This is a genomic window from Nonomuraea helvata (assembly GCF_039535785.1).
GTDB lineage: Bacteria > Actinomycetota > Actinomycetes > Streptosporangiales > Streptosporangiaceae > Nonomuraea > Nonomuraea helvata.
This window is the reverse complement of sequence record NZ_BAAAXV010000009.1, coordinates 662311-682321: the sequence shown is the minus strand read 5'-3', so window position 1 is coordinate 682321 and position 20011 is coordinate 662311. Positions and strand designations below refer to the sequence as shown.

The 20011-nt window shown below is 67.2% G+C and carries 16 protein-coding genes and 1 pseudogene; 15 read left to right on the top strand and 2 right to left on the bottom strand.

Annotated elements, in window-relative coordinates; all coding sequences use genetic code 11:
- Positions 1-56 precede the first annotated feature (56 nt).
- The 5 genes and pseudogenes from rplA to ABD830_RS35750 all read left to right on the top strand — a co-directional run.
- Positions 57-776, top strand: a complete 720-nt coding sequence (gene rplA / locus ABD830_RS35770; protein WP_344997627.1) for a 50S ribosomal protein L1 — start codon at positions 57-59, stop codon at positions 774-776.
- A 190-nt stretch (positions 777-966) separates the two neighbouring features.
- Positions 967-1791 (top strand): SCO4651 family lipoprotein, encoded by an 825-nt coding sequence (locus ABD830_RS35765; RefSeq protein WP_344997625.1) that lies wholly within the window; start codon positions 967-969, stop codon positions 1789-1791.
- 236 nt (positions 1792-2027) lie between these two features.
- Entirely contained in the window at positions 2028-2552 is a 525-nt protein-coding gene (rplJ, locus tag ABD830_RS35760; RefSeq protein ID WP_344997623.1) for a 50S ribosomal protein L10, read from the top strand.
- Between the two features lie 72 nt (positions 2553-2624).
- Positions 2625-3017 carry a 50S ribosomal protein L7/L12 gene (gene rplL / locus ABD830_RS35755; protein WP_344997621.1) on the top strand — a complete coding sequence of 131 codons (393 nt, stop codon included), beginning with the start codon at positions 2625-2627 and terminating at the stop codon, positions 3015-3017.
- Between the two features lie 367 nt (positions 3018-3384).
- Positions 3385-3768 (top strand): annotated as a pseudogene (locus tag ABD830_RS35750) (glycosyltransferase family 39 protein); the annotation flags it as partial.
- Here ABD830_RS35750 and ABD830_RS35745 read toward each other — a convergent pair.
- Positions 3744-3878, bottom strand: a complete 135-nt coding sequence (locus tag ABD830_RS35745; RefSeq protein ID WP_344997618.1) for a hypothetical protein — start codon at positions 3876-3878, stop codon at positions 3744-3746. The pseudogene ABD830_RS35750 and the gene ABD830_RS35745 overlap by 25 nt on opposite strands.
- Positions 3879-3901: 23 nt before the next feature.
- Between ABD830_RS35745 and ABD830_RS35740 the strand changes: the two genes are divergently transcribed.
- Complete coding sequence (locus ABD830_RS35740) at positions 3902-5107, top strand: mannosyltransferase YkcB-related protein (RefSeq protein WP_344997616.1); 1206 nt, start codon at positions 3902-3904, stop codon at positions 5105-5107.
- A gap of 23 nt (positions 5108-5130) precedes the next feature.
- On the opposite strand, the gene ABD830_RS35735 is transcribed toward ABD830_RS35740, so the two are convergent.
- Positions 5131-5523 (bottom strand): nuclear transport factor 2 family protein, encoded by a 393-nt coding sequence (locus ABD830_RS35735; RefSeq protein ID WP_344997614.1) that lies wholly within the window; start codon positions 5521-5523, stop codon positions 5131-5133.
- Between the two features lie 145 nt (positions 5524-5668).
- Here ABD830_RS35735 and ABD830_RS35730 point away from each other — a divergent pair, with 145 nt between their 5' ends.
- The 9 genes from ABD830_RS35730 (at position 5669) to fusA (ending at position 19886) form a co-directional block, all read left to right on the top strand.
- Positions 5669-6181: a TetR/AcrR family transcriptional regulator gene (locus tag ABD830_RS35730; protein ID WP_344997612.1), complete on the top strand. Its 513-nt coding sequence runs from the start codon at positions 5669-5671 to the stop codon at positions 6179-6181.
- A gap of 105 nt (positions 6182-6286) precedes the next feature.
- Positions 6287-7288: an ABC transporter ATP-binding protein gene (locus tag ABD830_RS35725; RefSeq protein WP_344997610.1), complete on the top strand. Its 1002-nt coding sequence runs from the start codon at positions 6287-6289 to the stop codon at positions 7286-7288.
- A gap of 212 nt (positions 7289-7500) precedes the next feature.
- Positions 7501-8001 carry a hypothetical protein gene (locus tag ABD830_RS35720; protein ID WP_344997608.1) on the top strand — a complete coding sequence of 167 codons (501 nt, stop codon included), beginning with the start codon at positions 7501-7503 and terminating at the stop codon, positions 7999-8001.
- Positions 7998-8495 carry a hypothetical protein gene (locus ABD830_RS35715; protein WP_344997606.1) on the top strand — a complete coding sequence of 166 codons (498 nt, stop codon included), beginning with the start codon at positions 7998-8000 and terminating at the stop codon, positions 8493-8495. Before ABD830_RS35720 ends, ABD830_RS35715 begins: the two co-directional genes overlap by 4 nt.
- A 435-nt stretch (positions 8496-8930) precedes the next feature.
- The gene (gene rpoB / locus ABD830_RS35710; protein WP_344997604.1) at positions 8931-12401 is read left to right on the top strand and encodes a DNA-directed RNA polymerase subunit beta; all 3471 of its coding nucleotides are present in this window, start codon (positions 8931-8933) and stop codon (positions 12399-12401) included.
- Between the two features lie 16 nt (positions 12402-12417).
- Positions 12418-16293, top strand: coding sequence for a DNA-directed RNA polymerase subunit beta' (locus tag ABD830_RS35705; protein WP_344997602.1), 3876 nt, complete (start codon positions 12418-12420; stop codon positions 16291-16293).
- A 612-nt stretch (positions 16294-16905) separates the two neighbouring features.
- Entirely contained in the window at positions 16906-17280 is a 375-nt protein-coding gene (gene rpsL / locus ABD830_RS35700) for a 30S ribosomal protein S12 (protein WP_020542315.1), read from the top strand.
- 2 nt (positions 17281-17282) lie between these two features.
- Positions 17283-17753, top strand: coding sequence for a 30S ribosomal protein S7 (rpsG, locus tag ABD830_RS35695; RefSeq protein ID WP_138670613.1), 471 nt, complete (start codon positions 17283-17285; stop codon positions 17751-17753).
- An 84-nt stretch (positions 17754-17837) separates the two neighbouring features.
- Positions 17838-19886 carry an elongation factor G gene (fusA, locus tag ABD830_RS35690; protein WP_378520773.1) on the top strand — a complete coding sequence of 683 codons (2049 nt, stop codon included), beginning with the start codon at positions 17838-17840 and terminating at the stop codon, positions 19884-19886.
- Positions 19887-20011 lie beyond the last annotated feature (125 nt).

The window sequence follows — 20011 nt, the reverse complement described above, 5'->3', positions numbered from 1 at the left end:
GCAACCGTGGGAGGGCCCTTCGCACGGGCTCGCCGTACCACTCAGGAGTCAAAAGCATGAAGCGCAGCAAGGCGCACAAGGACGCGGCCGCCAAGGTCGACCGCGACAAGCTCTACTCGCCCGTCGAGGCCGCGAAGCTGGCCAAGGAGACGTCGACCACCAAGTTCGACGCCACCGTGGAGGTCGCGCTGCGGCTGGGCGTCGACCCTCGCAAGGCCGACCAGATCGTGCGCGGCACGGTCAACCTCCCGCACGGCACCGGCAAGACCGCCCGGGTCCTGGTCTTCGCGACCGGTGACCGTGCCGAGGCAGCCCGCGAGGCGGGCGCCGACATCGTCGGCGCCGACGAGCTGATCGACGACATCTCCAAGGGCAACCGGCTCAACGAGTTCGACGCCGTGGTGGCCACGCCCGACCTGATGGGCAAGGTGGGTCGCCTGGGCCGCGTGCTCGGTCCGCGCGGTCTCATGCCCAACCCCAAGACCGGAACGGTGACGCCCGACGTCGCCAAGGCCGTGACGGAGATCAAGGGCGGCAAGATCGAGTTCCGCACCGACCGCCAGGCCAACCTGCACTTCATCATCGGCAAGACGTCGTTCCCCGAGCGCCAGCTCATCGAGAACTACGCCGCCGCCCTTGACGAGGTGCTGCGTCTCAAGCCGTCCGCGGCCAAGGGGCGTTACCTGAAGAAGGTCACGTTCTCCACGACGATGGGCCCGGGCGTCCCGGTCGACCCCAACGTCACCCGCGGCCTCACCGCCGAGCTCGAGGCCTGACCTCTCTTTGCGAAAAGCCCCGCCCGGTTCCCGGGCGGGGCTTTTTGTGTGCTGCCATGTCCTGCGCTTCCGCGGCGTCAGGCCGGGTTGTGCAGGGAATGTGTGAAGTGTGTGGGGGAAAACCCTGGGTTTTCCCCTAATTGTGCGGGGAAGTCGCTACAGCGGCGAAACCTAAAAGTAGGGTCAAGACATGCTGAAGCGCACGATAAGTCTCACCGCGGCCAGTGCCGCGCTCGTTGTGGCGGCGGTTGCCGGGTGCGGATCGAACGCACAGCCCATCCAGGTCAACCTGGCCGCCTCAGAGGTGCTCGCGCAGGCCGCGCAGAAGACCGCAGAGGTCACCAGCTACACCGTCGACGCCGTCGTCAACGTCACGCAGCCTCAGGAGGAGGGCAGCGGCAAGGTGCAGGGGCGCATGCTCTACCAGAGCAAGCCCCAGCTCGCCGTGGACCTCACCCTGGACACCGTCGACATGGGCGGGAAGAGCCTGCCGGGCGGCGTGCACGCCGTGCTGCAGGGCGACACCGTCTACGTCAAGGTCGAGGCGCTCAAGGACCTCCTCGGGGCGACCAAGCCGTGGATCAAGGTGCCGCTCAGCGAGATGGGCGACTCCGGCCAGGTGAACCAGTACCTGAGCCAGATCCAGCAGTTCGACCTCGGCAACGTGACCAAGCTGGTCACGGCCTCCAAGGACGTCAAGTCGGCCGGCAACGAGAGCGTCAACGGCGAGGACACCACGCACTACAGCGGCACCTTCCCCGTCGACGCGGCCGTGCAGCTGCTGCCGGCCGACAAGCAGGAGCAGGCCCGTACGAACCTGGCCGAGCTCAAGGACGTCAAGTTCGACATCTGGGTGGCCGCCGACGGTCTGCCGCGCAAGCTCGTGCTGAACGGCTCCAAGGAAGGCGCCACGCTCGACGCCACCCTGCTCTTCAAGGGCTTCAACGAGCCGGTCACGATCCAGGCTCCGCCCGCCGACCAGGTGGGAGAGCTGCCCAAGGGCACGACCAACTGAGAACGATTTGGAAACTCGGCGGCCAGCACGTACTCTGGTCGTTGCCGAAGACCGCCGGTCGTCGTCAGGTGCCTCAAATGCCTGGCGACCGAAGGATCCACGTCATGTGGACGGCCTGCGCAGGTGTGATGCGAGTTTCCCATATGGTCTGATCCATGTGTGAGCCCCGTGCGCCCCTGCGCCGGGGCTGTTCTCATTTCTGGGCCTTCGCCGGCGGCACATCTGGAAGGAGGCCCATGGCGAGGGCGGATAAGGCGACAGCGGTTGCCGAGCTCAAGAGCGAGTTCGAAGGTAGCAGCGCCGCCGTTCTGACCGAGTACCGCGGTCTCACCGTCGCGCAGCTCAAGGAGCTGCGCACCTCTCTCGGTGAGAATGCGAAGTTCGCCGTGGCGAAGAACACCCTGACCAAGATCGCCGCCAATGAGGCAGGCGTGACGGGTCTGGACGACCTGCTGCTCGGCCCGACCGCCGTCGCCTTCGTCAAGGGCGACGTCGTCGAGGCGGCCAAGGGTCTGCGTGACTTCGCCAAGGCCAATCCCCTTCTGGTGATCAAGGGCGGTGTCCTCGAGGGCAAGACGCTCGACGCCACCGAGATCACCAAGCTCGCCGACCTCGAGTCCCGCGAGGTCCTCCTCGCGAAGCTTGCTGGCGCGCTCAAGGCGAAGCAGAGCGCTGCTGCCGCTATGTTCGCCGCGCTGCCCACGCAGATGGCTCAGCTGGCCGACGCCCTCCGCGCGAAGCGCGAAGAGGCGGGCGAGTAACACGGGGGTTGCCGCAGCACACCGCGGTCCCGTTCCTAGTTTTCTGCAAGTCCTAAACGTAAGGAAAAGATCATGGCGAAGCTCAGCACCGAAGAGCTGCTCGACTCGTTCAAGGAGATGACCCTCCTCGAGCTGTCCGAGTTCGTGAAGCAGTTCGAAGAGGTCTTCGACGTCAAGGCCGCCGCCCCCGTCGCGGTTGCCGCCGCCCCCGCCGCCGGTGGCGGTGGCGAGGCCGCCGCCGAGGAGGAGAAGGACGAGTTCGACGTCATCCTCGAGGCCGCCGGCGACAAGAAGATCCAGGTCATCAAGGAGATCCGCGCCCTCACGTCCCTGGGCCTCAAGGAGGCCAAGGACCTGGTGGACGGCGCTCCCAAGCCCGTCTTCGACGGCAAGGTCAACAAGGAGCAGGCGGAGAAGGCCAAGGCTGCCCTCGAGGGCGCCGGCGCCACCGTGACCGTGAAGTAACTTTCCCCTTCACGCGAGCTCTTCGGGAAGAGGCGGACACACCCTGGTGCCGGGTGTGCCGCCTCTTTTCGCGTTCCCGGGCCCGCACGGCTCAGGAGATTCTCATCTTCGTCTCATCGCCTCGCCAACCGGCCTGCCTAGCGTGCGGGATGTGGTCACCGAAGCGAAGTCTCGATGGGCGCCGGCTGCCCTCCTCATAGGCACCGCGGTGCTGTACGTCTGGGGCCTGGGCGCCTCCGGATGGGCCAACTCCTTCTACGCGGCGGCCGTACAGGCGGGCAGCCAGAGCTGGAAGGCGTTCTTCTTCGGATCCTCCGACGCCGCCAACGCCATCACCGTCGACAAGACCCCGGCCTCCTTGTGGCCGATGGTGCTCAGCGTGCGGCTGTTCGGGCTCAACTCCTGGGCCATGCTCGTTCCCCAGGCGCTCATGGGCGTCGGCGCGGTGGCGCTGGTGTACGCGTCGGTGCGCAGGTTGTTCACCGTCTGGGCCGGGCTGCTGGCCGGGGCCGTGATGGCGCTCACTCCGGTGGCCGTGTTGATGTTCAGGTTCAACAACCCGGACGCGCTGCTCGTCCTGCTGCTGACGGCCGCCGGGTACTGCGTGGTGCGGGCGCAGGAACGTGGGGCCACCCGGTGGCTGGTGCTGGCGGGGACCGCGATCGGGTTCGCGTTCCTGGCGAAGATGCTGCAGGCGTTCCTGGTCCTGCCCGGCTTCGCGCTGGTCTATCTGATCACCGCGCCGGTGGCGTTCTGGCGGCGGGTGCGGCAGTTGCTGCTGGCCGGCGCGGCCATGGTGGTCTCGGCCGGGTGGTGGCTCCTGGCGGTGGCGCTGGTGCCCGCGTCGGAGCGGCCGTACATCGGGGGGGTCGCAGACCAACAGCGTGCTGGAGCTGGCGCTCGGCTACAACGGGATCGGGCGGCTCAACGGCGCCGACTACGGCGGGCTGGGCAATCTCAACCAGCAGGCCGGCTGGCTGCGGATGTTCGACACGGAGGCGGGCGGGCAGATCTCGTGGCTGCTCCCGGCGGCGCTGGTGCTCCTGGCCGCCGCCACCTGGCTCACCCGTCGGGCGCCGCGGGTGGATCCGGTTCGTGCCGCCTTCTGGGTGTGGGGGAGCTGGCTGGTCGTGACCGGGCTGGTCTTCAGCCTGATGCAGGGGATCTTCCACGCGTACTACACGGTGGCGCTGGCCCCGGCCATCGCGGTGCTGGTGGGCATGGGGGCGGCCCTGCTGTGGGAGCGGCGGTCGCTCCGATTGCCGGCGATGGTGGCGGCGGGGACGGCGGTGTGGTCGTACGTGCTGCTGTCGCGCAGCGCGGACTGGAACTCCTGGCTGGGCGTGGTCGTGCTGGTGGCGGGTCTGGGGGCGGCGCTGGCGATGATGTTCACGCGCCGGGCCCTGGCCGTGGCGGCCGTGGCCTCGGTGGCGTGCCTGGCGGCTCTGGCGGGGCCGGCGGCCTATGCCGTCGACACGGCCGCATCCCCGCACACCGGGGCGATCCCGACCGCCGGGCCCTCCACCGGCGGCTTCGGCGGCGGGTTCCCGCGTCCGGGCGGGGGAGGCGGCCGGACGTTCCGTCAGATGCCTGGATGGGGTGCGGGTACGGGTCAGCAACCTGGAGGCGGCCAGGCGCTGCGGCAACCGCCGGGCGGCGCGCAGGGGCAGGGCGGCACCGGGTTCGGCGGCCGCGGCATGGGGGGTGGCGGGATGGGCATGGGCGGGCTGCTCAACGCGGGCACTCCGGCCGCCGAGCTGACCGCGCTGCTGAAGACCGAGGCCTCCGCCTGCACGTGGGCGGCGGCGACGGTGGGCTCCAACAACGCGGCCGGATACCAGCTGGCCAGCGGGCAGCCGGTGATGGCGGTGGGCGGGTTCAACGGCACCGATCCGGCGCCCACACTCGAGCAGTTCAAGCAGTACGTCGCCGAGAAGAAGATCCACTACTTCATCGGCACCGGCATGGGCGAAGGGCGTCGCAGCACGGGCGGCAGCGACGACGCGGACCAGATCGCGGCCTGGGTCCAGGACACGTTCACCGGCACCACCGTCGGCGGTACGACCATCTTCGACCTCACCCAGTCCTGACCGTCCCGGGGACGCCACGGAGATCAGGAGGCGGCGGCTCGGACCTGGGTCACGGCGCTGGTGTCCATGTAGTCCCTGGCGTGGACGATCCGGCCGTTCCTGATCCGCAGCACCAGAAGGCCGGGGACGGTGATCCGCTGGTCGCCGGCCGCGACGAACGCGTTCTGCTCCACCACCACGACCTCCGGGTCCGTCGTCCGGTAGAGCGACACGCGCCGCACCTCCTCGGCCTCGAACGCGGTCGCGCCCCACATCGCGCGGTAACCCGCGCGGATCTCCTCCCTCCCCTTGAACGGCGCCAGCCCCCCGAACGGGAACTCGTGCAGTCCGTCCTCCGCGTAGAGGTCGGCCAGCTCGTCGGGGGACTTGTGCAGCATGGCCGCGTGATAGGCGGTGACGATCTCCTCGATGGACATGGGAGTAGCCTCTTTCGCTCAACGGGTGTTGACTCAACGAGCGTAGAGTGAAAGGGAAGGTTCGGTCAACGCGTGTAGAGTTGGCAGCGTGGGCGAGAGAGTGCTTCCGCGGGCCGAGAGGCGGCGTCGTACCGAAGGAAAGATCTTGGATGCCGCCCGGGCGCTCTTCGCCGAGCTGGGCTTCGAGCGGACCACCATCAGGGCCGTCGCCAAGGCGGCCGAGGTCGACCCCGCCCTCGTGATGCAGTACTTCGGCAGCAAGCGGCAGCTCTTCCAGCAGGCCGTACGGGTGACCCCGGTCGGCGACGGCGAGCTGACCGCCGAGGAGCTCGTCGAACAACTGCTCGGCACGCTCAACGTGAAGCTGGGCGCGCTGCCGCAGAGCTCGCTGGCGATGATGCGGTCCATGCTCACCCACCCCGAGGCGGCCGCGTCGGCGCGGCAGGTGCTGGGGAGCCAGATCGACCGGCTGGCGGAGGCCATTCCCGCGGAGGACGCGCGGCTGCGCGCGGCGCTGATGACGACGATCATGCTCGGCATCGCCGTCGGGCACCAGCTGCTGGAGCTCGAAGAGCTGCGCGAGGTGCCGCAGGAGGAGATCGCGCGGCTCCTGCGGCCCAGCCTGCGGGCGCTGACCGGCGGCCCGGAGGTTTCATAACCGGGCAGTAACAATTATGAGAACGGGTTCCCATGCGGCCGCACCCCATTACGGTGAGGACGTCACGTTATCCGGCGGATACTCACTGCGATCGGAAGGTGTCCAGTGGGAGTCGAAGTCGTGGTCGACGGGTTGACCAAGTCGTTCGGCCGGCAGGTCATCTGGGAGGACGTCTCGCTCACGCTGCCCGCGGGCGAGATCTCCGTCCTGCTCGGCCCTTCCGGCACCGGAAAATCGGTCTTCCTCAAGACGCTGGTCGGCCTGCTGCGGCCGGATCGCGGTCACATCTGGATCGACGGCTACGACCTGGCCAACTGCAACGAGAACAAGCTGTACGAGCTGCGCCGGCTGTTCGGCGTGCTCTTCCAGGATGGCGCGCTGTTCGGCTCGCTCAACCTCTACGACAACATCGCCTTCCCGCTGCGCGAGCACACCAAGAAGAGCGAGTCGCAGATCCGCCAGATCGTGATGGAGAAGGTCGAGCTGGTCGGCCTGATCGGCTCCGAGTCGAAGCTGCCCGGGGAGATCTCCGGTGGCATGCGCAAGCGTGCGGGGCTGGCCAGGGCGCTGGTGCTGGATCCGGAGATCATCCTGTTCGACGAGCCCGACTCCGGCCTCGACCCGGTCCGCACCGCGCTGCTCAACCAGACCATCGTCGACCTCAACGCCGAGATCGAGGCGACGTTCCTGATCGTGACGCACGACATCAACACCGCCCGTACCGTCCCCGACAGCATCGGGATGCTGTTCAGGCGCGAGCTGGTCATGTTCGGCCCGCGCGAGATGCTGCTGTCGAGCGAGGAGCCGGTGGTGCGGCAGTTCCTCAACGCCAGGAGGCACGGCCCGATCGGGATGTCGGAGGAGAAGGACCTCTCCGAGCTGGAGGCCGAGGCTCAGATGGGGCTCGACCCCGGCGTGCTGCCGCCGATCCCGCCGCAGCTCATGCCGACCGGCAACCGGATCCGCCGTACGCAGCAGCCTCCGGGCACGTGGCTGGCGGCCAACGGGGTGATCCCGCCGCCGGGATCGTTCGTGGACGAACGCGGTCGTAACTGGCTGGAGGAGTACCCCCGGCTCGTCAACGCGTACCTCCACGGCACCCGCTGAAGCCTCTTCAGGGCGCTGTCCGGTCTTTCGTCCCCCGAGCCCGCGTTGGACGCTCAGCGAGCCTCTGAGAGCCTTCTGAAGGCATTTGCAGAGATCTAGGCGCCTTGACCGGATTCATCCAGAGTTCTCTACCGCCTCGGTTGATTCGGGGGCTCCAGGACCGGACAGCGCGTTATGATCCGGCGGACCGGCCGAGGGAGGGGTGAGCAGACGTGGCAGGACTTGCCGCCCGGCCCGCCCGCATCCTGATCGCCGCGCTCAGCGGAGTGCTCGCGGTGCTGGTCGGCTCGGGCGTGTGGATCGCCGCGCAGGCGCGCGAGGAACAGGGCAGGGCAGGCGACAAGCAGGCAGCGCTCCTGGCCGCGGGGACCCACGCGAAGAACCTGGTCTCGCTCGACTACAAGAGCGTCGACGCCGACATGAAGCGCATCCTCGACACCTCGACCGGGGCGGCCAGGGCGGAGTACGAGGCCAACCAGGCCAGGCTCAGGTCCACCACGGTCGGCAACAAGGTGATCCAGCACGGCGTGCTGCGCGCGACGGGGCTGGTCTCCATGGCGGGCGCCACGGCGAAGGTGCTGGTGGTGGCCGACGTGGAGATCCGCTGGGACGGCTCCAAGAGCCCGCCGCAGGAGCGGTACTACCGGTGGTCGATGGAGGTGACCAAGGTCGGCGGCGTCTGGCTGGTGTCGAAGGCGGTGCAGGTCAAGTGAGGACGTTCGCGATCGTGCTGCTGGGCGTCCTCGTGGTCGTGGCGGGCGTGCTGGTGCCGACGATGTGGTTCAACCTGCGCGACCTGCGCGCGGCGGACGCGGCCGGGGCGGAGGCCATGACGGCGGCCAAGGAGGTGGCACCCGATCTGCTCTCGTACGACTACCGGACGGTGGAGGCGGACCTGGCGCGGGCCGGCACACACACGACCGGCGAGCTGACCAAGCACTACAAGGAGCTCACCACGTCCCTGGTGTCCAGGGCGAAGGCGGAGAAGATCGTGCAGACCGTGTCCGTGGCGGGCGTGGGAGTCGAGCGGGCCGAGCCCGACCGGGTAGAGGTTCTGCTTTTCGTGAACACGGGTACGGTCAAGCAGGACGCGGGCAAGACCGGGCTCGAGCAACAGTTCACCCAGAACCGGGCCAGGTTCGTCATGGTCCGGCAAGATTCGCGCTGGCTGGTGGCCGACATGTCGACGCTCCTCGGCACCGCCTGACGCCTCAGCGCGCCGCTTCCTTCAATTGTTACCAAAAATCAGGTTTAGCGAAGCCTTTGGAACGGGTACCTCCGTCACAGCTACACCGGTTGTCGGCATCGGTTCGACCCCCGGTGTGACGGAGCGTTAACCGCCCCCGTTCGCGGGTATCGTCTTGGGCCTGGCGGTAGGCGACCAGTCACACAGGGGAGAAAACCCAGCGTCCGGCCCCCTAGTCGGCTAAAAGTCGGGGTTGTGGGCTTGACGTTTCCGCCTGAACGGGCGATGCTGCGACCAACGTGGAGCATGCAGCGAGAGCGAAGTGGACAGGCGTGTGCCGTTCGGCTACACTGCCCCTTTGCGCTGCCCTTTGACGACCCGCTCCGCTTGCTCACGTTGCGAGGTTGTCTGGCGTGCGTGTAGTCAGTCCGCCGCGAGCCCTCGGAAGGACATCTGTTGGCAGCCTCGCGCAACGCCTCCGCCGTACCCGCTGGTCCCCGTCGCGTCTCTTTTGCGCGCATCCAGGAGCCCCTCGAAGTTCCTGACCTTCTGGCCCTGCAGACCGAGTCTTTCGACTGGCTGCTCGGAAACGAGAAGTGGAAGGCCCGGGTTGAGGCGGCTCGCCAGGCCGGGCGCAAGGACGTCCCGACCCAGTCGGGCCTCGAAGAGATCTTCGAAGAGATCAGTCCGATCGAGGACTTCTCGGGGACCATGTCCTTGTCGTTCCGCGACCACCGGTTCGAGCCGCCGAAGTACTCAGTCGATGAGTGCAAAGACAAGGACATGACCTTCTCCGCCCCGATGTTCGTGACGGCGGAGTTCATCAATAACACCACTGGTGAGATCAAGAGCCAGACGGTGTTCATGGGCGATTTCCCGCTCATGACGCCGAAGGGCACGTTCATCATCAACGGCACCGAGCGTGTCGTGGTCTCGCAGCTGGTCCGCTCGCCTGGCGTCTATTTCGAACGTACTGTCGACAAGACGTCCGACAAGGACCTGTACGGCTGCAAGGTCATCCCGTCCAGGGGTGCCTGGCTCGAGTTCGAGATCGACAAGCGCGACAGCGTCGGTGTGCGCATCGACCGCAAGCGCAAGCAGGCCGTCACCGTGCTTCTCAAGGCGCTGGGATGGACCAACGAACAGATCCTCGAGCGCTTCGGCCAGTACGAGTCCATGCGGGCCACCCTGGAGAAGGACCACACGGCCGGCCAGGATGACGCGCTGCTGGACATCTACCGCAAGCTGCGGCCGGGTGAGCCGCCGACCAAGGAGTCGGCGCAGACCCTGCTGGAGAACCTGTACTTCAACTCCAAGCGGTACGACCTGGCCAAGGTCGGCCGATACAAGATCAATAAGAAGCTGGGCGTCGACTCTGAGATCTCTCAGGGCACCCTGACCGAGGACGACATCGTCGCCACCATCGAGTACATCGTCCGCCTGCACGCGGGCGAGGAGTCGATGCCGGGCGCCAATGACCGTGAGGTCATCGTCGAGGTGGACGACATCGACCACTTCGGCAACCGTCGTCTGCGCAGCGTCGGCGAGCTGATCCAGAACCAGGTCCGCCTGGGCCTCGCCCGCATGGAGCGCGTCGTCCGCGAGCGCATGACCACGCAGGACGTCGAGGCGATCACGCCGCAGACCCTGATCAACATCCGCCCGGTCGTGGCGTCGATCAAGGAGTTCTTCGGCACCTCGCAGCTGTCGCAGTTCATGGACCAGACCAACCCGCTGGCCGGCCTGACGCACAAGCGGCGTCTGTCCGCGCTGGGCCCCGGTGGTCTGTCGCGTGAGCGGGCGGGCTTCGAGGTCCGTGACGTGCACCCGTCCCACTACGGCCGGATGTGCCCGATCGAGACCCCTGAAGGCCCGAACATCGGCCTCATCGGCTCGCTGGCCTCCTACGGCCGGATCAACGCCTTCGGCTTCGTGGAGACTCCTTACCGCAAGGTCGTCGACGGCAAGGTGACCGACCAGGTCGACTACCTGACCGCCGACGAGGAAGACCGCTACGTCAAGGCGCAGGCCAACACGGTGCTCAACGCCGACGGTTCGTTCGCCGAGCCTCGCGTCCTCGTCCGCACCAAGGGCGGCGAGACCGAGCTCATGCGGGCCGAGGAGGTCGACTACATCGACGTGTCGCCGCGCCAGATGGTGTCGGTGGCCACCGCGATGATCCCGTTCCTCGAGCACGACGACGCCAACCGCGCGCTCATGGGCTCCAACATGCAGCGGCAGTCGGTGCCGCTGCTGAAGAGCGAGGCGCCGCTGGTCGGCACCGGCATGGAATACCGTGCCGCGACCGACGCCGGCGACGTGATCAGCGCCGAGAAGGCCGGTGTGGTCGAGGAGGTCTCCGCCGACTACGTCACCGTCATGAACGACGACGGCACGCGCACCACCTACCGTGTCGCCAAGTTCAAGCGCTCCAACCAGGGCACGAGCTTCAACCAGAAGCCGATCGTGGCCGAGGGCGACCGCATCGAGGTCAACCAGGTCATCGCCGACGGGCCGTGCACCGACAAGGGTGAGATGGCGCTCGGCAAGAACCTGCTCGTGGCGTTCATGCCGTGGGAGGGCCACAACTACGAGGACGCGATCATCCTGTCCCAGCGACTGGTGCAGGACGACGTGCTCTCCTCGATCCACATCGAGGAGCACGAGGTCGACGCCCGCGACACCAAGCTGGGTCCCGAGGAGATCACCCGGGACATCCCGAACGTCTCCGAGGAGGTCCTGGCCGACCTCGACGAGCGCGGCATCATCCGCATCGGCGCCGAGGTCGTCCCCGGTGACATCCTCGTCGGCAAGGTCACGCCCAAGGGTGAGACCGAGCTGACCCCGGAGGAGCGGCTGCTGCGCGCGATCTTCGGTGAGAAGGCCCGCGAGGTCCGCGACACCTCACTGAAGGTGCCGCACGGCGAGCAGGGCAAGGTCATCGGCGTCCGTGTCTTCTCCCGTGAGGAGGGCGACGAGCTTCCGCCCGGTGTCAACGAGCTGGTCCGCGTCTACGTGGCCCAGAAGCGTAAGATCACCGACGGTGACAAGCTGGCCGGCCGTCACGGCAACAAGGGTGTCATCTCCAAGATCCTGCCGGTCGAGGACATGCCGTTCCTGGAGGACGGCACCCCGGTCGACATCATCCTCAACCCGCTGGGCGTGCCCGGCCGAATGAACGTCGGCCAGGTGCTGGAGACCCACCTCGGGTGGATCGCCGCCCGCGGCTGGGACATCTCGGGCGTCCAGGAGGCGTGGGCCGAGCGCCTGCGTGACAAGGGCTTCGACAAGGTCGCCCCGCGCACCAACGTCGCCACGCCCGTGTTCGACGGCGCGCACGAGGAGGAGATCGTCGGCCTGCTCGGCAACACCATCGCCAACCGCGACGGTGACCGGATGGTGCAGCAGGGCGGTAAGGCCCAGCTGTTCGACGGGCGTTCCGGCGAGCCGTTCCCGTACCCGATCTCTGTCGGCTACATCTACATCCTCAAGCTGCTGCACCTGGTCGACGACAAGATTCACGCGCGGTCGACCGGTCCTTACTCCATGATCACTCAGCAGCCGCTGGGTGGTAAGGCCCAGTTCGGTGGCCAGCGCTTCGGTGAGATGGAGGTGTGGGCGCTGGAGGCGTACGGCGCCGCCTACGCCCTGCAGGAGCTGCTGACGATCAAGTCCGACGACGTCCTGGGCCGCGTGAAGGTCTACGAGGCCATCGTCAAGGGCGAGAACATCCCCGAGCCTGGTATTCCGGAGTCCTTCAAGGTCCTCATCAAGGAAATGCAGTCGCTGTGCCTGAATGTCGAGGTGCTCTCCAGCGACGGCATGTCCATCGAGATGCGCGACACCGACGAGGACGTCTTCCGCGCCGCGGAGGAGCTCGGTATCGATCTGTCCCGGCGTGAGCCGAGCAGCGTGGAAGAAGTCTGAGGGGGAGATCGCACAAATGCTGGACGTCAACTTCTTCGACGAGCTTCGGATCGGCCTCGCGACGGCCGACGACATCCGTCAGTGGTCGCACGGCGAGGTCAAGAAGCCGGAGACCATCAACTACCGGACCCTCAAGCCGGAAAAGGACGGGCTCTTCTGCGAGAAGATCTTCGGTCCGACCCGCGACTGGGAGTGCTACTGCGGTAAGTACAAGCGGGTCCGGTTCAAGGGCATCATCTGTGAGCGCTGTGGCGTCGAGGTGACCCGTGCCAAGGTGCGTCGTGAGCGGATGGGCCACATCGAGCTGGCCGCGCCGGTCACGCACATCTGGTACTTCAAGGGCGTCCCGTCGCGCCTCGGCTACCTGCTCGACCTCGCCCCGAAGGACCTGGAGAAGGTCATCTACTTCGCGGCGTACATGATCACGCATGTCGACACCGAGATGCGTGAGCGTGACCTGCCCTCGCTGGAGGCGAAGATCTCCGTCGAGCGGCAGCACATCGAGCAGCGCCGTGACGCCGACGTCGAGTCCCGGCAGAAGAAGCTCGAGGCCGACCTGGCCGAGCTCGAGGCCGCCGGCGCCAAGGGCGACCAGCGCCGCAAGGTCCGCGAGGGCGCCGAGCGCGAGATGCGCCAGCTCCGCGACCGGGCCCAGCGCGAGCTGGACCGCCTCGACGAGGTCTGGAGCCGCTTCAAGAACCTCAAGGTCCAGGACCTCGAGGGCGACGAGCTGCTCTACCGCGAGATGCGCGACCGCTTCGGCCGCTACTTCAAGGGCGGCATGGGCGCGCAGGCGATCCAGGACCGCCTGATCAGCTTCGACCTCGACGCCGAGGCCGAGAACCTGCGCGAGACGATCCGCAGCGGCAAGGGCCAGAAGAAGGCCCGCGCCCTCAAGCGGCTCAAGGTCGTGTCGGCGTTCCTCAACACCACCAACTCGCCGCGCGGCATGGTGCTCGACTGCATCCCGGTCATCCCGCCGGACCTGCGCCCGATGGTGCAGCTCGACGGTGGCCGGTTCGCGACCTCCGACCTGAACGACCTGTACCGCCGGGTCATCAACCGGAACAACCGCCTCAAGCGTCTGCTCGACCTCGGCGCCCCCGAGATCATCGTGAACAACGAGAAGCGGATGCTCCAGGAGGCCGTCGACGCGCTGTTCGACAACGGCCGCCGCGGTCGCCCGGTCACCGGTCCCGGCAACAGGCCGCTGAAGTCCCTGAGCGACATGCTCAAGGGTAAGCAGGGTCGGTTCCGCCAGAACCTGCTGGGCAAGCGAGTCGACTACTCCGGCCGTTCGGTCATCGTCGTCGGCCCGCAGCTCAAGCTGCACCAGTGCGGTCTGCCCAAGCAGATGGCGCTGGAGCTGTTCAAGCCGTTCGTGATGAAGCGGCTGGTTGACCTCAACCACGCCCAGAACATCAAGTCGGCCAAGCGGATGGTCGAGCGCGCCCGCCCTGTGGTGTGGGACGTGCTCGAAGAGGTCATCACCGAGCACCCGGTGCTGCTCAACCGTGCTCCGACGCTCCACCGCCTGGGCATCCAGGCGTTCGAGCCGCAGCTGGTCGAGGGCAAGGCCATCCAGATCCACCCGCTCGTCTGCACCGCGTTCAACGCGGACTTCGACGGCGACCAGATGGCCGTGCACCTGCCGCTGTCGGCTGAGGCCCAGGCCGAGGCACGCATCCTGATGCTCTCGACCAACAACATCCTCAAGCCGGCCGACGGCAAGCCCGTGACGATGCCCACGCAGGACATGGTCATCGGCCTCTACTGGCTGACCACCCAGAAGGAAGGCGCTCGGGGCGAGGGCCGCGTGTTCGGCTCGATCGCCGAGGCGCAGATGGCCTTCGACCGCCGCGAGCTGGAGATTCAGGCGAAGATCCAGATCCGGCTCAAGGACGTCCTGCCGCCGCGCGAGTGGGTCGCTCCCGAGGGCTGGGAGCAGGGTGACCCGATCCGGCTGGAGACCACGTTCGGGCGGTGCCTGTTCAACCAGACGCTGCCCAACAGCTACCCGTTCGTCGACTTCCAGGTCGGCAAGAAGCAGCTGTCCACGATCGTGAACGAGCTGGCGGAGACCTACCCCAAGATCGAGGTCGCCGCTTCGCTCGACGCGCTCAAGGACGCCGGCTTCCGCTGGGCGACGCGCTCCGGTGTCACGATCTCGATCGAGGACGTCGTCGCGCCCCCGAACAAGACCGACATCATGGAGAACTACGAGCGCCGGGCCGACAAGGTCCAGCGCGAGTACGAGCGCGGTCTGATCACCGACGAGGAGCGCCGTCAGGAGCTCATCGAGATCTGGACGCACGCGACGGCCGACGTCGAGACCGACATGGTCAACGCCTTCCCGGCGACCAACCCGGTCTGGATGATGGTCAACTCCGGCGCCCGTGGTAACAAGATGCAGGTCCGGCAGATCGCCGGTATCCGCGGCCTGGTGTCCAACACCAAGGGTGAGACGATCCCGCGGCCGATCAAGGCCTCGTTCCGCGAGGGCCTGTCGGTGCTGGAGTACTTCATCTCCACCCACGGTCAGCGGAAGGGTCTGGCCGACACCGCTCTGCGTACCGCCGACTCGGGTTACCTGACCCGTCGTCTGGTGGACGTGGCGCAGGACGTCATCGTGCGTGAGATCGACTGCGGCACCGACCGCGCGGTCCCGCTGCACGTGGGCGAGCGTGACGCGTCGGGCAACCTGGTCAAGGCCGAGAACGCCGAGTCCAACGTGCACGGCCGCATCCTGGCCGAGGACGTCGAGGTCGACGGCAAGGTCATCGCGGCGGCGGGCGTCGACATCAACGACACCCACGTGACCAAGCTGGTCGAGGCGGGCGTCGAGACCGTGCGCACCCGTAGCGCGCTGGTCTGCGAGGCCAAGATCGGTGTCTGCGCGACCTGCTACGGCCGTTCGCTGGCCACCGGCAAGCTCGTGGACGTCGGCGAGGCGGTCGGCATCATCGCCGCCCAGTCGATCGGTGAGCCCGGCACGCAGCTGACCATGCGTACGTTCCACACCGGTGGTGTGGCCGGCGCCGACATCACCCACGGTCTGCCCCGTGTCACGGAGCTGTTCGAGGCGCGCATCCCCAAGGGTGTCGCCCCGATCTCCGAGGCCGAGGGCCGGGCTCGCATCGACGAGACCGACAAGACCAGGAAGATCGTCATTACTCCGGACGACGGCTCGGAGGAGATCGCCTACCCGGTGTCGATGCGCTCGCGCCTGCTCGTGCAGGACGGTCAGCGGGTCACGGTCGGACAGCAGCTCGTCGCCGGTGCGGTCAACCCCAACGAGGTGCTGCGCATCCTCGGCCCGCGGGCCGTGCAGTTGCACCTGGTGGCGGAGGTCCAGCAGGTCTACCGGTCGCAGGGTGTGTCGATCCACGACAAGCACATCGAGATCATCGTGCGGCAGATGCTCAAGCGCGTGAACGTGCTCGAGTCCGGTGACACCGACCTGCTGCCCGGCGAGCTCGTGGAGCGGCCGCGCTTCGAGCAGATGAACCGTGAGACGGTGGCGGAGAGCGGCTCGCCGGCCGCCGGCCGTCCGGTGCTCATGGGCATCACGAAGGCGTCGCTGGCCACCGAGTCGTGGCTGTCGGCGGCCTCCTTCCAGGAGACGACCAGGGTGCTGACGGACGCGGCGATCCACGCCAAGTCCGACTCGCTGCTGGGCCTGAAGGAGAACGTCATCATCGGTAAGCTCATCCCGGCCGGCACCGGCATGCCGCAGTACCGGAACATCCGGGTCGAGCCGACCGAGGAGGCCAAGGCCGCCATGTACACCGTGGGTGGCTACGACGGCTCCGCCGCCGACTACACCTTCGGCACCGGCAGCGGCGAGGCTGTGCCGCTGGAGGAGTACGACTTCGGTCAGTACAACCGATAGCTCGAGGTAACGCGCCCGGGCCTCTCATGGAGGGGCCCGGGCGCTCTGCTGTTCCCAGGCCCTTTCCGTGCCCGTACGGGGCTGACAGCCCCTTGCAGGGGCCTGCACCGGCCCGCCGCTTGACCGGCTCCGTGTTTCCTGCCGTATGAGTGGGCAGGCGACTGATGACGGCGCATGCCGTGGAGGCCGATACCCGTGCCGGCGTAGGCGGATTTGGGAAGGGGGTAGGAGGGTTTGGGAACGTCGTGCGGAGTGGTCGGGTGGCCCGATATCATGGCCTCCGGAGCTGTGGATGGGCTTGATGAAGTAGGCCCAAGCGACACGGAGTGGCAAGGCTTGTCCGCTTTGCCGCGCCGTTTTGACGTGTCGCGTGGGCCTGGGTAGTCTTGTGCATCGTGCCCGTCTCTATGCGGGCTCTCGACCGTGCGCTCATTGCGGGCGTAGGACGGCTTCCTGGCTCGTAAACCTCGCGGGACGTCTGCGTGAATAGCGCGACACGCCCGAGCGCGGGGGCACCGGGTCGAGAAAAATCAGCAGGTCATGACACCGGCAGTACCTGCGAAATGCAGCACAACTGACGTATCACCGGCCAAGGCACGAAACGGAGTGGCAGTGCCCACTATTCAGCAGTTGGTCCGCAAGGGCCGGCAGGACAAGGTCTCCAAGACCAAGACTCCTGCCCTCAAGGGGAGTCCGCAGCGGCGCGGCGTCTGCCAGCGCGTTTACACGACGACTCCCAAGAAGCCCAACTCGGCACTGCGCAAGGTGGCCCGCGTTCGGCTCACGAACGGCATCGAGGTCACGGCCTACATCCCCGGTGTGGGCCACAACCTGCAGGAGCACTCCATCGTGCTCGTGCGTGGCGGTCGTGTGAAGGACCTGCCTGGTGTTCGCTACAAGATCATCCGCGGTTCGCTCGACACCCAGGGTGTCCGCAACCGCAAGCAGGCCCGTAGCCGCTACGGCGCGAAGAAGGAGAAGAGCTAACAATGCCTCGTAAGGGTTCTCCTGGCCGTCGTCAGCTCATGTCTGACCCGGTTTACAGCTCGCCGCTGGTGACCGCTCTGATCAACAAGGTGCTCCTGGACGGCAAGCGCTCCATCGCGCAGTCGATCGTCTACGGCGCCCTTGAGGGCTGCAGGGACAAGACCGGCAACGACCCGGTCGTCACCCTGAAGCGCGCGCTTGACAACGTCAAGCCGACCCTCGAGGTCCGCAGCCGTCGCGTCGGTGGCGCGACCTACCAGGTGCCGGTCGAGGTGCGCGCCGCGCGCAGCACCACCCTGGCCCTGCGCTGGCTGGTGCAGTACTCCCGCGCCCGCCGCGAGAAGACCATGACCGAGCGCCTCATGAACGAGCTCCTCGACGCCAGCAACGGCCTTGGGGCGAGCGTCAAGAAGCGCGAGGACACCCACAAGATGGCCGAGTCCAACAAGGCCTTCGCCCACTACCGCTGGTAGTGGATCCGACGAGACGACGAGGACGCGAGAGAAGTGGCCACGCAGACCGCTCTTGACCTGGCCAAGGTCCGAAACATCGGGATCATGGCCCATATCGACGCGGGCAAGACCACCACGACCGAGCGCATCCTGTTCTACACCGGCATCAACTACAAGATCGGTGAAGTCCACGAGGGCGCTGCCACGATGGACTGGATGGAGCAGGAGCAGGAGCGCGGCATTACGATCACGTCTGCCGCGACGACGTGCGAGTGGCTCGGTCACACCATCAACATCATCGACACCCCGGGTCACGTCGACTTCACCATCGAGGTGGAGCGTTCGCTCCGCGTCCTCGACGGTGCGGTCGCCGTGTTCGACGGCGTCGCGGGTGTCGAGCCGCAGTCGGAGACGGTGTGGCGCCAGGCTGACCGCTACGACGTCCCCCGTATCTGCTTCGTTAACAAGATGGACCGCGTCGGCGCGGAGTTCCACCGCTGCGTCGACATGATGATCAGCCGCCTGGGTGCGACCCCGGCTGTCGTCCAGCTTCCGTGGGGCGTTGAGGCCGACTTCAAGGGCGTCATCGACCTCATCAAGATGAAGGGCTACCTCTGGAGCGCCGAGGCGGCCAAGGGCGAGATGTACGACACCGTCGACATCCCGGCCGACCACGCCGAGGCCGCTCGCGAGTGGCGTGACCGGCTCATCGAGACGGTCGCCGAGAACGACGACGAGCTGATGGAGCTCTTCCTCGAGGGCGTCGAGCCCTCCGAGGAGCAGCTGGTCGCGGCCCTCCGCCGCGCGACGCTGTCCAGCGCCATCAACCCCGTGCTCTGCGGCACCGCGTTCAAGAACAAGGGCGTGCAGCCCCTGCTCGACGCGATCGTCGCCTTCCTCCCGGCGCCGACCGACATCCCGGCCTTCAAGGGCCACGCGGTCGGCAACGAGGACAAGGTCGTCGAGCGCCACGCGGACCCGAGCGAGCCGTTCTCCGCTCTGGCCTTCAAGATCGCCAGCGACCCGCACCTGGGCAAGCTCACCTACATCCGCATCTACTCGGGCACGCTCGAGACCGGTTCACAGGTCGTCAACTCTGTGAAGGGTAAGAAGGAGCGGATCGGCAAGATCTACCAGATGCACGCCAACAAGCGCGAAGAGCGCCCGACGGCGATTGCCGGCCAGATCGTCGCGGTCATGGGTCTGAAGGACACCACGACCGGCGACACCCTGTCCGACCCGTCGAACCCGGTCGTGCTCGAGTCGATGACGTTCCCGGCTCCGGTCATCAACGTCGCCATCGAGCCCAAGACCAAGGGCGACCAGGAGAAGCTGTCGACCGCCATCCAGCGGCTGGCCGAGGAGGACCCGTCCTTCCAGGTCCGCCGTGACGAGGAGACCGGTCAGACGGTCATCTGGGGCATGGGCGAGCTTCACCTGGAGATCCTCGTCGACCGCATGCGTCGCGAGTTCAAGGTCGAGGCCAACGTCGGCCGTCCGCAGGTGGCCTACCGCGAGACCATCCGCCGCAAGGTGGAGAAGCTCGACTACACCCACAAGAAGCAGACCGGTGGTTCCGGTCAGTTCGCGCGGGTGATCATCAACCTCGAGCCGCTGGGTGAGGGCAACGACGGCTACGAGTTCGAGAACAAGGTCACGGGTGGTCGTGTCCCGCGGGAGTACATCCCGTCGGTCGACGCGGGCGCTCAGGAGGCCGCCGAGTTCGGCGTGCTGGCCGGCTACCCGATGGTGGGCGTGAAGGTGACGCTCGTCGACGGTGCCGCGCACGACGTCGACTCCTCGGAAATGGCCTTCAAGATCGCCGGCTCGATGGCCTTCAAGGAGGCCGCGCGCAAGGCGGACGCCGTGCTTCTCGAGCCGATGATGGCCGTCGAGGTCACCACGCCCGAGGACTACATGGGTGATGTCATCGGTGACCTCAACGGTCGCCGCGGGCAGATCCAGGCGATGGACGAGCGGGCCGGCGCCCGTGTCGTCCAGGCGCTCGTGCCGCTGTCTGAGATGTTCGGCTACGTGGGTGACCTGCGTAGCAAGACGCAGGGGCGCGCGAGCTACAGCATGCAGTTCGACTCCTACGCGGAGGTGCCCCCGGGCATCGCCAAGGAGATCGTCGCGAAGGCCCGGGGCGAATAGTTCCAGGTCCTGAGGTGGCTGGGCTTGGCGGAGATCGTCGCCCCGCTGCCAAGGGGCCCGGGGCGAATAGCATCCGGTCCCTGGTGGGGTGGTGCGAGCCACCCCACCGCCTAGGGGTTCGGGAG

Coding starts and splice junctions, on each gene's coding strand:
- rpsG (WP_138670613.1), top strand. CDS start 17,283: ATGCCTCGTAAGGGTTCTCCTGGCCGTCGTCAGCTCATGTCTGACCCG.
- ABD830_RS35735 (WP_344997614.1), bottom strand. CDS start 5,523: ATGTCCATCGAGGAGATCGTCACCGCCTATCACGCGGCCATGCTGCAC.
- rplL (WP_344997621.1), top strand. CDS start 2,625: ATGGCGAAGCTCAGCACCGAAGAGCTGCTCGACTCGTTCAAGGAGATG.
- rplJ (WP_344997623.1), top strand. CDS start 2,028: ATGGCGAGGGCGGATAAGGCGACAGCGGTTGCCGAGCTCAAGAGCGAG.
- ABD830_RS35745 (WP_344997618.1), bottom strand. CDS start 3,878: ATGTACGGCCGCTCCGACGCGGGCACCAGCGCCACCGCCAGGAGCCAC.
- ABD830_RS35765 (WP_344997625.1), top strand. CDS start 967: ATGCTGAAGCGCACGATAAGTCTCACCGCGGCCAGTGCCGCGCTCGTT.
- fusA (WP_378520773.1), top strand. CDS start 17,838: ATGGCCCATATCGACGCGGGCAAGACCACCACGACCGAGCGCATCCTG.
- rplA (WP_344997627.1), top strand. CDS start 57: ATGAAGCGCAGCAAGGCGCACAAGGACGCGGCCGCCAAGGTCGACCGC.
- ABD830_RS35705 (WP_344997602.1), top strand. CDS start 12,418: ATGCTGGACGTCAACTTCTTCGACGAGCTTCGGATCGGCCTCGCGACG.